General features: G+C 66.2%; 12 protein-coding genes. 4 read left to right on the forward strand and 8 right to left on the reverse strand.

The annotated features are described in order from the left end of the window. Positions 1-73 precede the first annotated feature (73 nt). The 3 genes from NU1_RS17765 to NU1_RS17775 form a co-directional block, all read right to left on the reverse strand. Complete coding sequence (locus NU1_RS17765) at positions 74-1,345, reverse strand: amidohydrolase (protein WP_371859802.1); 1,272 nt, start codon at positions 1,343-1,345, stop codon at positions 74-76. Positions 1,346-1,520: 175 nt separating this feature from the next. Continuing rightward, positions 1,521-2,909, reverse strand: coding sequence for an aspartate aminotransferase family protein (locus NU1_RS17770; protein WP_067522810.1), 1,389 nt, complete (start codon positions 2,907-2,909; stop codon positions 1,521-1,523). A gap of 234 nt (positions 2,910-3,143) precedes the next feature. Continuing rightward, positions 3,144-4,658 (reverse strand): PucR family transcriptional regulator, encoded by a 1,515-nt coding sequence (locus NU1_RS17775; protein ID WP_067522811.1) that lies wholly within the window; start codon positions 4,656-4,658, stop codon positions 3,144-3,146. Between the two features lie 205 nt (positions 4,659-4,863). Between NU1_RS17775 and NU1_RS17780 the strand changes: the two genes are divergently transcribed. Next, positions 4,864-6,312, forward strand: coding sequence for an NAD-dependent succinate-semialdehyde dehydrogenase (locus NU1_RS17780; RefSeq protein WP_067522813.1), 1,449 nt, complete (start codon positions 4,864-4,866; stop codon positions 6,310-6,312). A gap of 32 nt (positions 6,313-6,344) precedes the next feature. Here NU1_RS17780 and NU1_RS17785 read toward each other — a convergent pair whose 3' ends face one another. From NU1_RS17785 to NU1_RS17795, 3 genes are all read right to left on the reverse strand, one after another. Continuing rightward, positions 6,345-6,857, reverse strand: a complete 513-nt coding sequence (locus NU1_RS17785; protein ID WP_067522851.1) for a mycothiol transferase — start codon at positions 6,855-6,857, stop codon at positions 6,345-6,347. A gap of 217 nt (positions 6,858-7,074) precedes the next feature. Next, positions 7,075-7,974, reverse strand: coding sequence for a ketopantoate reductase family protein (locus tag NU1_RS17790; RefSeq protein ID WP_067522815.1), 900 nt, complete (start codon positions 7,972-7,974; stop codon positions 7,075-7,077). Between the two features lie 126 nt (positions 7,975-8,100). Further along, a complete protein-coding gene (locus NU1_RS17795; RefSeq protein ID WP_067522816.1) occupies positions 8,101-8,694 on the reverse strand; it encodes a TetR/AcrR family transcriptional regulator in 594 nt (197 codons plus the stop codon). 74 nt (positions 8,695-8,768) lie between these two features. Here NU1_RS17795 and NU1_RS17800 point away from each other — a divergent pair, with 74 nt between their 5' ends. Next, a complete protein-coding gene (locus tag NU1_RS17800; protein ID WP_067522818.1) occupies positions 8,769-9,359 on the forward strand; it encodes a hypothetical protein in 591 nt (196 codons plus the stop codon). 21 nt (positions 9,360-9,380) lie between these two features. On the opposite strand, the gene NU1_RS17805 is transcribed toward NU1_RS17800, so the two are convergent. Further along, positions 9,381-10,370 (reverse strand): LLM class F420-dependent oxidoreductase, encoded by a 990-nt coding sequence (locus NU1_RS17805; RefSeq protein WP_067522853.1) that lies wholly within the window; start codon positions 10,368-10,370, stop codon positions 9,381-9,383. 70 nt (positions 10,371-10,440) lie between these two features. On the opposite strand from NU1_RS17805, the gene NU1_RS17810 reads away from it, so the two are divergent. Continuing rightward, positions 10,441-11,046, forward strand: a complete 606-nt coding sequence (locus NU1_RS17810; protein WP_067522820.1) for a phosphoribosylanthranilate isomerase — start codon at positions 10,441-10,443, stop codon at positions 11,044-11,046. 41 nt (positions 11,047-11,087) lie between these two features. Then, on the forward strand, positions 11,088-11,759 hold the full coding sequence (locus NU1_RS17815; protein ID WP_067522822.1) for a molybdopterin-dependent oxidoreductase: 672 nt from the start codon (positions 11,088-11,090) through the stop codon (positions 11,757-11,759). Positions 11,760-11,770: 11 nt separating this feature from the next. Here NU1_RS17815 and NU1_RS17820 read toward each other — a convergent pair whose 3' ends face one another. Continuing rightward, positions 11,771-12,652, reverse strand: a complete 882-nt coding sequence (locus NU1_RS17820; protein WP_067522823.1) for a bile acid:sodium symporter family protein — start codon at positions 12,650-12,652, stop codon at positions 11,771-11,773. Positions 12,653-12,881 lie beyond the last annotated feature (229 nt).

Genomic DNA, 12,881 nt, shown 5'->3' on the forward strand with positions numbered 1-12,881 from the left:
CGTCCCTCCGATCGACCGCTTCCACCTCCGCCACTATCCTCCTGGCGTTCCGGTGCGGTCGTTCACCGGTATTTCATCGGGTTCCGAGCCAGGTCAGGGCGGCGGTGGTCATGGCGGTGACGCCAATGGTGATCGAGGGGTCGATAACGGGTGCGTAGGTCGCGGTGTGCGGGCCCGGAATCGTTTTGAGGTCGACCTGGCCGGTCATGATGTCGTGCAGGATTTCCACGACATCGGTACTGCCGAACAATTCCGGATCGAGGACGCCGAACAGCCAAAAGCAGATGGGCGCACCGGCGGCCGTAGCGAAAGTTCCGACATCCTCGCTGCCGGTGAGCCGGCCGGGGTCGAAAACCTTGTCGGGACCGAATATTTCACCGAACGCGGCCATTGTTCGGCGGGTCGCGTCAATATCGTTGACCAGGACAGGGAAGGCGTCGATGACGGTGGTGTCGGGTTTCCATTCGGCACCGGCGGCCGCCGCTTCGGCCTGCACGATGCGATCCACGGCGGCGAGTACTTTCGCGCGGGTTTCCGGGGTGAAGGTGCGGATATTGAGGCGCAGTTCGGCGTCGTCGGGAATGATGTTGTCCTTTGTTCCGGCACGCATCATTCCGACCGTCACCACCGCGGCATCGTCGGCGGCGACCTCCCGGGACACGATGGTCTGTAGTCGCATGACCGTGGCCGCCGCCATGACCACCGGATCGATGGTGACCTCGGGCCGAGAGCCGTGTCCGCCGTGACCGTGCATGATGATTCGCAGCGCGTCGGTGGCCGCCGCCGCGGTGCCGCCGTGTCCGCCGACCACGCCTACCGGGAATGGCGCGGTGTGTTGGGCCAGTACGATATCGGGCTTTCCGAAGCGGTCGAACAAGCCGTCGTCGACCATGGCCTGCGCGCCGCGACCGGTTTCCTCGGCCGGTTGGAATACCGCCAGCACCGTCCCCGACCATGAATGACGGGCATCGGCAAGTAGTTTCAGCGCGCCCAACAAACAGGTGGCGTGCATATCGTGGCCGCACGCGTGCATTACCAGGTCGGCCTGCGACGCGTACGGCAGACCGGTCGCCTCGCGGATGGGGAGCGCATCGAAATCCGCCCGCAGCAATACCGTTGGTCCGGTCCCGTTCGCCAGGACGGCCACCACACCGGTGCCGCCGACTCCGGTGGTCACCTGATAGCCGAGTGCCGTCGCACGTTTGGCCACTTCATCGGCGGTGCGATGCTCGGCACCCGATAATTCGGGATGCGTGTGCAGATCGCGGTAGAAATCGGCCAGATCGGAGCGAATCGCGTCCAATCCCGCCAATGCCGAATTGATGGCCGTTACGTCCGACATCATATTCGCTCCCTAACAATCGCTACGGTCGATCGGGTACGAAAGCTTCCATGCTTGCTTAACATCGCACGAGTCGAACAGGGTAGCGGGCACTCCGCGCCGCGATCCTCCTGTAACAGGAATAAAAACAGCTCCACCAACAAAGTTGGCGGAGCTGTCGGGTCGGATCGCGATGAATTCAGAGCAGTTTCGCGGCTCCGGTCAGGGCGAATCGCAGTGCGTGTTCCATTTCGTCGAACTGCCGCTGATCGCAGATCAGCGGCGGTGCCAGCTGGATAACCGGTTCGGCGCGGTCGTCGGCGCGGCAGTGCAGACCCGCTTCGAAGAGCGCCGCGGAGACGTGGCCCTTGAGGATTCGGGTGCCGTCCTCATCGGTGAACCGTTCCTTGGTGGCCCGATCCTTCACCAGCTCGACGGCCCAGAAGTAGCCGTCACCGCGCACCTCGCCGACAATCGGGATGTCGTAGAGCTTTTCGAGGGTCGATTTGAACGCCTGCTCATTGCGGAGTACGTGGCCGTAGAGATCTTCGCGTTCCATGAGATCGAGATTGGCCAGTGCCACCGCGCAGGACACGGGATGGCCGCCATAGGTGGAGCCGTGCATAAAGGTTGCGCCGTGCTGGAATGCCTCGGCAATGCGATCGCTGACCATAACCGCGCCCAGCGGGGCGTAACCCGAGGTCAGGCCCTTGGCGGTGGTAATGATATCGGGCTGGTAGCCGAACTTCTTCGCGCCGAAATCGTATCCGAGGCGACCGAAGGCACAGATCACCTCATCGGAGACCAGCAGGACGTCGTGGCGGTCGCAGATTTCGCGCACGCGCTGGAAGTAGCCGGGCGGCGGGACGAAGCAGCCGCCGGTGTTCTGTACCGGCTCCAGGAATACCGCGGCCACGGTATCGGCGCCTTCGAAGAGAATGGCCTCCTCGATCCGGTCGGCCGCCCACCGGCCGTAGGCCTCGTAGTCGTCGGTGTGTTCGGTGGCGCGGTAGAAGTTGGTGTTCGGTACCCGCTGGGTGCTGGGCACCAGGGGCTCGAAATCGGCTTTGGCACCGGGGATTCCGGTAATCGACAGCGCACCCATGGAGGTGCCGTGATAGGCCATGGACCGGCTGATCACCTTGTGTTTGGTGGGCTTACCGGTGAGCTTGAAGTACTGCCGGATCAGCTTCCACGCGGTCTCGACGGATTCGCCACCGCTGACGGTGAAGAACACCCGGTTGAGGTCGCCGGGTGCGGCAATGGCCAGCCGTTCGGCGAGTTCGAGTGCGGTCGGATGTGCGTAACCCCAGATCGGGAAGTAGGCGAGTTCGCGGGTCTGGCGCGCGGCGGCCTCGGCCAGTTCCTCGCGTCCGTGGCCGACCTGTACGGCGAACAGGCCCGCGAGTCCGTCGAGGTAGCGGCGTCCGGCGGAGTCGTAGATGTAGGCCCCCTCACCACGGACGATCACCGGCACCTCGGCGCCGGTCGCGGCGGAGTGCGGGGTGAAGTGCATCCAGAGGTGGTCGCGGACGATCCGGGCGGAATCGGCCGCGGACAGGGTGCGGGGCTCACGGATGGCGGTCATGTACGGACTCCTCGAAGGCGGGAGCGAAGCGCGGTCGCCAGTCGAAACGGGGCGTCGTTCGCAGGTGCTGACTACAGCGTTTATCCCAGGCCAGATAAGCGGTTGGCAACTGATTTCGTTGTTGAATCATATCACTGCAACTAAATCAGCAGACTGCCCATCCTGGGAGTGTTGATTCCGCAACTCTGGTCACATGCCATGCCCCGGCGGGGTGCCGTCGGTGGCGATGCGGCATCACTCGCCGCGGGCGAGCAGTGCCAGCAGTAGTTCCGCCCGGACGCGGGCACTGTCCAGATCGCAATCCAGCAGGTTGGCACTGGTGGCGATGCGTTTGCGCAGCGTATGGCGGTGCACGCCGGTCGCCGCGGCCGCGGATTCCCACTGACCATTGGCCTCCAGGAATGCCCGCAGCGAGGTCAGCAGTTCGGTGCCGTGCACCGCGTCGTAGTCGACGATCGGTGCCAGCACGGTCCGCCCCATGGCGTCCAGCACCTCCCGCGTGGCATCGATCGACAGCAGCGAGCGACCCGTCAGGGCGGCGAATTCCGTTGGCGCACCGCCTCGCTCGGCCATCGTGGCGGCGAGTCGGGCACTCGACACGGCTTCCGCGAGGGCGTGCACCCGATGCGGTCCACTCATACCGAGACGAACGAATTTCCGTACCCGACCTCGGGTTTCACTATGGAGTCGGGGTACGAACGCGGCGCTTGCGCCCGGCAGTACGCTCACCACCCGACCTTCGGCGAGATACAGGAACGGTGGGTACCCCGCACCGGTCACCACCTCGGCAATCGCCTCGTGCATGGTGGCCGCCGCCGCATCGGAATCGCATTCGGCCACCAGTACCCGAATGTGACCCTGTGCATCGGCCGCCTGTGCCAATTGCGCCCAGGCCGGGGCGGTGTCGACTTCGGCACCCAGTAGCAGACCCAGCGCGTGACTGTTCAACCGCTGTTGCGCGACCCCCAGCCGCGCGGGTTTCTCGTAGTCCAGGGCCAGTAGGGAATTCGCGTGGCCGAGCAGGATCTGATCGATATGCCCCAGCGGTTCATCGCGCAGCACCACCAGATCTCCATGCGGGCGGCGGCCGATACCAATGCGCTGGTAGGTGATCGACATGCCGGTGGAATCGGTGTGCACACCGCTGGTCGCCGAAACCGCCAGGGCCGCGCGCACCGCGCGCAAGCGCTCCGAATCCAGTGCGCGCGGCTGACTTCGGACGACCGCACCGGAACGATCGAGTACCAGCACCGTGGCCCCCAGCGCTGCCGCGAGTTCACGCACTATGGCCTGCGCTCCCGCTGTGATGAGTGCCCTGGTCATCCGCGGCTGGGCCCGCGAGGCGCGCAGCACCTCGTCGTAGCGCAGTTCGGCGATACGGGCGGCCACCCTTTTGACAATGGCCGCGAAGGGTGTCGGCAGCGGTACCTCGAAGAGCGGCAGTCCGATCTCGTCGGCCACCGCGGTGAGATCGTCCGGGATGCGCTCGTGGCCGAACCCGATACCGAATCCGAGCGCGGCCACCCCGCAGTCATCGAGCCCGCGCAGATAGGCCGCGCGTCCCGCGGCGGTCGAGGGCAACCGCATTCCGGTGGTGAGGACCAGCTCCCCGCCGGACAGCCATGGGAAGGGCTCATCGAGTTCGGTGGTGAGGACCACGTCGACGGTGCGATCCACCCCCGCGGCGCCGCCAGCGAGCCGAATCCCCAAATCGGATCGGGTCGATACCCAGCTGACCGGAAGCGTCACGCGCCGGAGTGTACATAGTGGTGAATTTCCGGCCTCCGCTTATCCAATTCGGCAGCGTGCGCGGTGCGAGTTCCCGAGCAGACTGAAATCCGCCCCGCTGGAGGCGCCGCATTATGAGAACGACGCCACGACCAACGCGACGGTGACGCCCACCGGCGGCGCCCCGGGCATCAGCACCGCCTGAGCGACAGAGGAGAATCCGACAATGCGTGACGTGGCTGAACTGCTCGCCACCGTGCCCACCGGACTGTGGATCGGCGGCGAGCAGAGCCCCGGCGTGGACACCTTCGCGGTCCACGATCCAGCGACCGGCGCGGTCCTGGCCGAGGTCGCCGATGCCACCGCCGCCGATGGGGCGCGCGCCCTCGACGCCGCCGTCGCCGCACAGGCGGGCTGGGCTGCCGCCCCCGCTCGGGATCGCTCGGAAATCCTGCGCCGCGCTTGGGAACTCATTCTCGAGCGACGCGATGACTTCGCGCTGCTGATGACCCTGGAGATGGGTAAGCCCCTCGCCGAGAGCCAGGGTGAGGTCACCTACGGCGCGGAGTTCCTGCGCTGGTTCGCTGAGGAGGCCGTTCGCGTCAACGGCCGCTACACCCACTCCCCCTCCGGGAACGGCCGCATTCTGGTCACCAAAGGGCCGGTCGGTCCGGCGCTGGCCATCACGCCGTGGAACTTCCCCCTGGCGATGGGCACGCGAAAGATCGCGCCCGCCTTCGCCGCCGGGTGCACCATGGTGGTCAAACCGGCCGCCGAGACACCGCTGACCATGCTGGCACTCGGCCAGGTATTCGCCGATGCCGGACTACCGCCGGGTGTGCTGTCCATCCTGCCGACCTCCCACGCCGCGCGACTCACCGATCCGATGTTCGCCGATCATCGGTTGCGCAAGGTGACCTTCACCGGCTCCACCGCGGTCGGCAGGATCCTGCTCGCCCAATCCGCCAACCGGGTGCTGCGCACGTCGATGGAACTCGGCGGCAACGCGCCGTTCGTGGTGTTCGCCGACGCGGACCTCGATGCCGCGATAGCTGGCGCGATGGCCGCCAAAATGCGCAATAACGGCGAGGCCTGCACTGCCGCAAACCGTTTCCACGTCGATAACGCGGTACGGACAGCGTTCACCGCGCGGCTCACCGAGCGGATGCGGTCCTTGCGGATCGGTCCCGGGCATCTGGACGATGTCCAGGTCGGTCCGCTGATCACCGCCGAACAGCGTGATTCGGTCGCCGACCTGGTGCGCGACGCGGTAGCCAAGGGTGCCCGCGTCACCACCGGCGGCGGGTACGCCCCCGGGCCGGGCTGGTTCTACGAGCCCACCGTGCTCGACAATGTGCCCGCCGACGCGCGCATCCTGCGCGAGGAGATCTTCGGCCCCGTCGCCGCCATTGCCGGGTTCGACGGCGAGGAAGCGGGCATTGCCGCCGCCAATGACACCGAATTCGGTTTGGCCGCCTACATTTACACCGCCGACCTGGGTCGCGCGCTGCGTGTCGCCGAGGCTCTGGAAACCGGAATGGTCGGCGTCAATCGCGGCATCATCTCCGATGTCGCGGCCCCCTTCGGCGGTGTCAAGGAATCCGGGCTCGGCCGCGAGGCGGGCACCGAGGGCATCGAGGAGTACCTGGAAACCAAGTACATCGCCCTGCCGTAACCGACCGGCGTGGGACGACCGCGCCGCGGCATTCACCTGCGGCGCAACAGGACTCCACGGATGAACGCCGCCTGCCCGGAGTGCTGAATATCGTCATCGACGACGCTGATCAGTCGAACACCGAGGGTGACCGGCGGATCCCACCGGGTATCGACCACTCGGGGCAGATCCGCGTCGGTGAGCCCCGCGACATACTCGACCGTCCGCGCGTGCACGGCATCGTGATATCCCAGGAGCAGTCCCACCGAAATACCCTCCAGCGCGGCGACTTCAGCGGATCCGTGCCCGTACCCGGTGGCTTGCTCGTCGAACGGCAGCCCGAATCGCGCCGCCCATTTCTCCGAGGTCCACACCTGCTCGGTGCCCGCCGCATCCGCGATGTGATCGTCCTGCACCCGGGTCAGATGCCACACCAGCCAGGCAATGGAATTGGCCTCCGGCTCCAGCCGCAGGCCCAATTCCTCCTCCGTCAACCCGGCGACCGCCCCATGCACGTTCTCCCGGATCCGCCCGAACGCGTCAACCAATAACTCGGCACTGGTCATATCCTGATCCAATGGCACGGCCACCGCGCTTATTCCTTGTTCGGCGCGGCTACCTGCCGATGGCGTAGAGCAGCCAGCCCAGCCATACGTGCTCGGGGGCACCGATCATGAATTGATACGCCGCGTTCGAGACTCCGTCGATGAAGTTCACGGCCGTGCCCTTCCGTCGGTTCCATCCGCCCCGTTGCCCTCGAAATCGGGACCGGCCAACCGGTCGTTACTGGTCAGCGCTCAGTTCCCCGACCAAGCGCTCCGTCACCGGGACCGCCAGACCGTGCCGTTCGGCCGCACGCAAGAGGGCACCGCCGATCGCGTCCAGTTCGAGCGGACGCCCAGCCTCGGCGTCGCGCTGCATCGACGATTTGGCCTGCGGCGGGAAGGCGTCGTAGCGGGCGAGGACCTCTGCCGGGTCGGCCGGACCACCGCACGCGTGGCTGACGGCGGCCACCTCTTCGACCAGTGTCGCCAGCTCGCCGCGGTGCCGGGTGCGGATATCACCCACGGGAAGTCCGTGCCGGGTGGTGAGCAGGGCGAGTGGTGCGAGGAACGACATCTTCGCCCACAGGACCGCCACTTCGTGCTCGAGGACTCGCACGGACGGACCGGCAGCCGAGAGCGTCTCCGCCACCGCGTCCAGCAGGACCCGGGGCACGACGTCGCCGGTCAGGTCGATCTCGGTGAACGGGCTTCCGTGCTCGACCACCCCGGGTGCGGTACGCGTCGATTCGACGCGAATGACGGCCGGGGCCACCCGATCGGGTCGGTAGCGAGCCCGCAGCAGCGCCGGGTGCTCTACACCATTGAGCAGCGGCACCAGCAGACCATCCCCCAACGCCGAGGGCGGCACTCGCTCGAGCGCCGTGTCGAGAGCCGTGTGCTTGACCGCGACCACACACGCGTCAACCGGTTCCCGCAGCTCGGTCACCGCCTCGACATCCGCCGTGAAGTCGCCGAATTGTCCACTGCGAACCCGTATTCCATCCACCCGCAGTGCCGCCGCCGTCTCCTCGCGGGCGAGGCAGATCACCCGATTTCCCGCCCGGGCCAGCAGCCCGGCCAGCAATCCGCCCACGCCCCCGGGGCCCAGCACAGCAACCGTCGATCCATCGTTCGCCATAGCGCGCAGTTCCTTTCGCCGGTCGACCCCTGAAAAGGTGGCCGCCTCGACCTCAGTATGGCAGCGCCATTCCCGGCCGCCGGGACCCCACCGTGGCATCCGGAAGGAAGTGCCACGCGCTGTCGGTCAACGGCTGGGCGCGGCAAGGTCTTTCAGGTAGGTCGACAACGCGGCCTCGGTGGCCGCGGCCGCGCTGGGCGTGACCAGGATGTGCAGGGCCATGCCGTCGATCAGGGCGTGCAGGCGGCGGGCTTCGGTTCCCGGGTCGCGGGTCGGGTGCAGGTGCGCGGTTTCGGCCAGGTACCGGCAGAGCTGTAGGCAGAGGTCGGCAATGGCCGTTTGGGCTGCTTCGGCGAGTTCGGCCAGGCGAGGGTGGGCGGGGGCTTCGGCAATGAGGGCGACGTTGACCCGCATTTCGGTGTAGCGCTGGTCATCTACGGGGAGCAGTTCCAACAGGATTCCCGTGACCAGGGCGTGGGGGTCCTGGATCGAGGTGTGGGTGGCGACGCGCTTTTCGACATTGGCGTGGACCAGCTGCATGGAGTAGGCGAGCAGATCGGCCTTGGTGGGGAAGCTGTGCCGCAGGGAACCGAGGACGATGCCCGCTTCGGCGGCGACGGTGCGCAGCGAGACCGCACTGACGCCGCTGCTGACAATGAGCCGCCATACGGCCGCGGCGACGTCCGCTTTGCGCTGTTCGTGATCGATTGTCTTCGGCACGATTCCATATTAGCGCAACTGTGCTAGATTGAAGCCTTGTTGCTAGCACGATTGAGCTAACAAGGGGTTGTCACATGCTCGAACTATTGGGGGAACACCCCGTTGCCGGAGTCATCCTGGCGTGTGAGGTCGGTTTGTGGGTACTACTCGGATCGGGCCTCGCGGTGCGCTACCTCGCACGGATGCGGACGCTGAGTACCGTTATCCTGCTGGGCATTCCGCTGCTCGATGTGGTGCTGGTGATAGCCACCGCCATCGATCTGCGCAATGGCGCGACCGCCGATGCCACCCACGGCCTCGCCGGGTTGTATCTCGGCTTCTCGATCGCCTTCGGCCCGACGATCGTCCGATGGGCCGATGCCCGCTTCGCCTATCGGTTCGCCGGTGGGCCGCCACCGGTCAAGGCGGCCAAGTCGGGCCCGGAGCGGCGGCGGTATCTGTGGAGGGAATGGCTGCGCGTGGTGAATGCCGCCGCGATCAGCTCTGTCACACTGCTCGCCCTCGTACTGTTCATCGCCACACCCGCCCAGGAACCGACCCTCACGGGGTGGATCGGCCGCGTCTGGGTGATCGTCGGACTCTGGTTCGTCTTCGGACCACTCTGGGAATCGGGACGCCGGGACAAGGAACCCGCCGACAAGGACCGGGTCGATATCGGCCGGTAACGCGACCCGGTCCCGCTCGACTCAGCCCTGGCGCACGAGCGGGCTCAGGGCTCTGCCCGCCAGTTCCAGCACGCCGGGCTCGTGCCCATTGGCGACCATATTGACGATCACGCCGTCGACACCGTGGTCGAGCACCCGCCGCTGGAGCTGCTCGGCCACATCGTCCGGGGTGCCGACGAATTGGCGGTCGGCCTGGCTGTCCGGTGACTGCGCAGGTACGCCCGAGAAATCCTGCGCGGCCTGCTTTTCCAGCAACTCCTGCTGCAACTTGCGGGCGCGGTCGCCGTCCTCGTCGATGATCACGAACGCCAGGAAGCTGGTTTCGAGGGTCTCCGGATCGCGACCAGCCTCCTCACAGCGGCGGTGCAGCGCCTCGACCTTGCCCGGCAGTTCGGACGCATTGCAGATGATATTGAGATGGTCGGCGAACCGGGCGGCCATGGCGAAGGTCTTCTTCTCCCCACCACCGCCGAGCATGATGGGCAGATCGTCACGAATGCGCGGCTCATTGAGGGCATCGCGGGTCCGGTACCACTTTCCGTCGAAGGTGGGCCGCTGTCCGCGCAGCATCGGCTGAATAATCCGCAGGGCTTCCTCGAGCCGCTGAAAGCGGTCGGTGAAGGTGCCGAATTCGTAGCCGTACCCGAGGTGTTCGAGCTCGAACCAGCCCGCACCGATGCCCAGCACCGCCCGCCCGCCGCTGACCACATCCAGCGTCGTGACGGTCTTGGCCAGCATTGCCGGATTGCGGTAGGTATTGCCGGTGACCAAGGTGGACAACTGAATTCGCTCGGTCGCGGTGGCGAGCGCGCCGAGCGCGGTGTACGCCTCGAGCATCGGCTCATCCGGTGCGCCCAGCACCGGCAGCTGATAGAAGTGGTCCATCACGAAGGCGGCGTCGAATCCCGCGTTCTCCGCCGCCCGGGCCTGTGCGATCACGGACGGGAACAACTCACGCGGCGAGGTGGCATGACTGAAGTTCGGCATCTGGTATCCGAGGCGAATGCTCATGGGCCACACGCTATGACCTGGAGTGCACTCCAAGTCAACAGCTCGATACCGGGTTTGATTGACTGACCGTGTGACTGCCCCATTCATCAAAATCTGCGGCCTGAAAACCGAGGCCGATATCGACGCGGCCGTCGAGGCCGGTGCCGATGCGGTGGGATTCGTCTTCGCGCCGGGGAGCCCCCGCACCGTCGATGCCGCCACGGCACGGCGATTGCTCGAGCGGGTACCGGCTGATGTGCTCACCGTGGGCGTATTCCGCAACCAATCCGTCGCTGCGATAAGCCAATTCGCCGAGGGCAGCGGCGTGCGGGGTGTGCAGCTGCACGGCGAGGAGGGACCCGAGTACTTCGCGGCCCTGCGAGCCGCGGGCCGCACCCTGCTGCGAGCCACCGCCGAGCCCGTCCGGCGATGCGGGGAGTACGGCGAGGACCTCCTGCTGCTCGATGCCCCCGACCCCGGTTCCGGAAAGCCGTGGAACTGGGCATCGCCGCGGTTCGCCGCCCCCTCGGGCCGGTGGCTGCTGGCAGGCGGATTGCGTCCGGACAACGTCCGGGAAGCCCTGGAGGTGACGGGCGCGTGGGGTGTCGACGTATCCAGCGGTGTGGAGAGCGAGCGGGGCGTGAAATCGCCGGATCTGATTCGCGCCTTCATCGGGGCAGCACGCGGCCAGCACTAGGCGGTAGCATCTAGAACGAACCTACTAGATGGAGGATCGCCATGACGCTACCCCCGGGCCAAAAGGTCGTCGATGGATTCCCACGCTTCGGCAAGCATCTTCAGCACCCGGCCCCACCGGTCCCCGCCGACCCGACAATCGAGATCGGTGGCGCACTGACCGAGCCCATCACCCTGTGCGTGGCCGACCTGGCCACCCTGCCGCGTGTGGAGCTGAAGGCCGACTTCCACTGCGTGGCCGGCTGGTCGGCCACCAATCTGCTGTGGGAGGGGGTCTCATTACAGACCCTCTACCGCACGCGAATCGAACCACTGCTCGCGCCGGGAGCGGCACCGACCCATGCGCTCTTCGAAGGCCTCGACGGGTTCCGGTCCATTGTGTTGCTCGAAGACGCCCTGGCCGACGACGTCCTCATCGCCGATCGTCTGAACAGGAAACCGCTCGATAGCGACCACGGCGCCCCCGTCCGGCTGTTCAGTCCAGGACAGTACGGCTTCATCAGCACAAAACACCTGTGCCGCATCGAATTCCACACCTCCGAACCCCTGGGTCGCGACCGCTGGTCGCCCCTCGCCGAGGATCCCAGGGCGCGGGTCTGGCAGGAGGAGCGCCACCGCTACCTCCCCGGCCGCCTCGTGCGGCCCATCTACCACGCCCTGATCAGGCCGATCCGCGCCCTGAGCGCACGAGGCAGCCACACCCCGCCGAACTGACCGGCCCGCGGTTATTCCGCGACGACCACCTCCGGAGTCCGTTTCGCCTGCCGAGCAAGCAGATACGCGGCGAGCGCGGCCGGACCGAACATGACGATGCCGTAGGTGGCTGCGGGAATGGCCATGGTTTCGTTGTCGAGGGCCGTGACCGCGACCGCAATGGCGAGGGTCGCGTTGTGAATGCCGATTTCCATGGCCGACGCGATGGCTTGGGCCTTGCCGATGCCGAACAGACGCGGGACGAAGTAGCCGACCAGCAGGCTGCATACCGACAGCAGGAGGGCGATGGTGCCGATTTTGGCGAGATCGTCTCGGACCGCACTGAATCCGGAGACCACGGCCGCCAGGATCACCAGGACGAGGACGACGACCGACCCGATCTTCACGGGTTTGCGCATGCGTTCGGCCCAGCCGGAGTACTTGCGGCGCACCCACATTCCAATGGCGACCGGGATCAGCACGATGGCGATCACCTGAATGAACTTCGCGGGCTGTAGCCCGATGGTGGAGTCGGCGTCCATGAATCGGGCAATGGCCAGGGTGACCACCACCGGCATGGTGAATACCGCGAGCACCGAATTGATCGCCGTCAGCGTGATATTCAGCGCCACATCACCGCCCGCGATATGGCTGAACAGATTCGCCGAGGTACCACCGGGCGAGGCCACCAACAGCAGCATGCCCACCGCCAGCGCACCGGTGAGCCCGAAGGCCAGCACCATACCGAAGCAGATGACCGGCAACAGCACGATCTGGCACGCCAGCGCCACCACCGCCGCCTTCGGATATTTGAGGACCCTGGCGAAATCCTCCACGGTCAAGGTGAGACCGAGACCGAACATGACCAATGCGAGGGCGAGCGGTAGGAATACCGCGAAGACCGACGAACCCATCGAAAACTCCTGAGCTAGATACTTCGGACGATGGTCGCCGGTTTCCACGCCATGCGGTGCGGTTCTCGGGTAAAAGAACCATGGAGATCGATGTGCCCGCAGCCATTCCCATATCGCCCGTGCTGCGGTATATGACGGCCGTCACAGCGTCCGACTTCTCCCCGCGGGTCTATCTGTCTCCGAGCGACACACATACGGCGGTTAGCTATGGCCCGGCTACCGATAAGCG

Source organism: Nocardia uniformis NBRC 13702 (assembly GCF_001613345.1).
Classification (GTDB): domain Bacteria; phylum Actinomycetota; class Actinomycetes; order Mycobacteriales; family Mycobacteriaceae; genus Nocardia; species Nocardia uniformis.

Bases quoted from the DNA above. Each gene is read 5' to 3' on its own strand.
- NU1_RS17765 (WP_371859802.1), bottom strand. From the start codon at position 1,345: ATGATGTCGGACGTAACGGCCATCAATTCGGCATTGGCGGGATTGGAC.
- NU1_RS17770 (WP_067522810.1), bottom strand. From the start codon at position 2,909: ATGACCGCCATCCGTGAGCCCCGCACCCTGTCCGCGGCCGATTCCGCC.
- NU1_RS17780 (WP_067522813.1), top strand. From the start codon at position 4,864: ATGCGTGACGTGGCTGAACTGCTCGCCACCGTGCCCACCGGACTGTGG.
- NU1_RS17785 (WP_067522851.1), bottom strand. From the start codon at position 6,857: ATGACCAGTGCCGAGTTATTGGTTGACGCGTTCGGGCGGATCCGGGAG.
- NU1_RS17790 (WP_067522815.1), bottom strand. From the start codon at position 7,974: ATGGCGAACGATGGATCGACGGTTGCTGTGCTGGGCCCCGGGGGCGTG.
- NU1_RS17800 (WP_067522818.1), top strand. From the start codon at position 8,769: ATGCTCGAACTATTGGGGGAACACCCCGTTGCCGGAGTCATCCTGGCG.
- NU1_RS17805 (WP_067522853.1), bottom strand. From the start codon at position 10,370: ATGAGCATTCGCCTCGGATACCAGATGCCGAACTTCAGTCATGCCACC.
- NU1_RS17815 (WP_067522822.1), top strand. From the start codon at position 11,088: ATGACGCTACCCCCGGGCCAAAAGGTCGTCGATGGATTCCCACGCTTC.
- NU1_RS17820 (WP_067522823.1), bottom strand. From the start codon at position 12,652: ATGGGTTCGTCGGTCTTCGCGGTATTCCTACCGCTCGCCCTCGCATTG.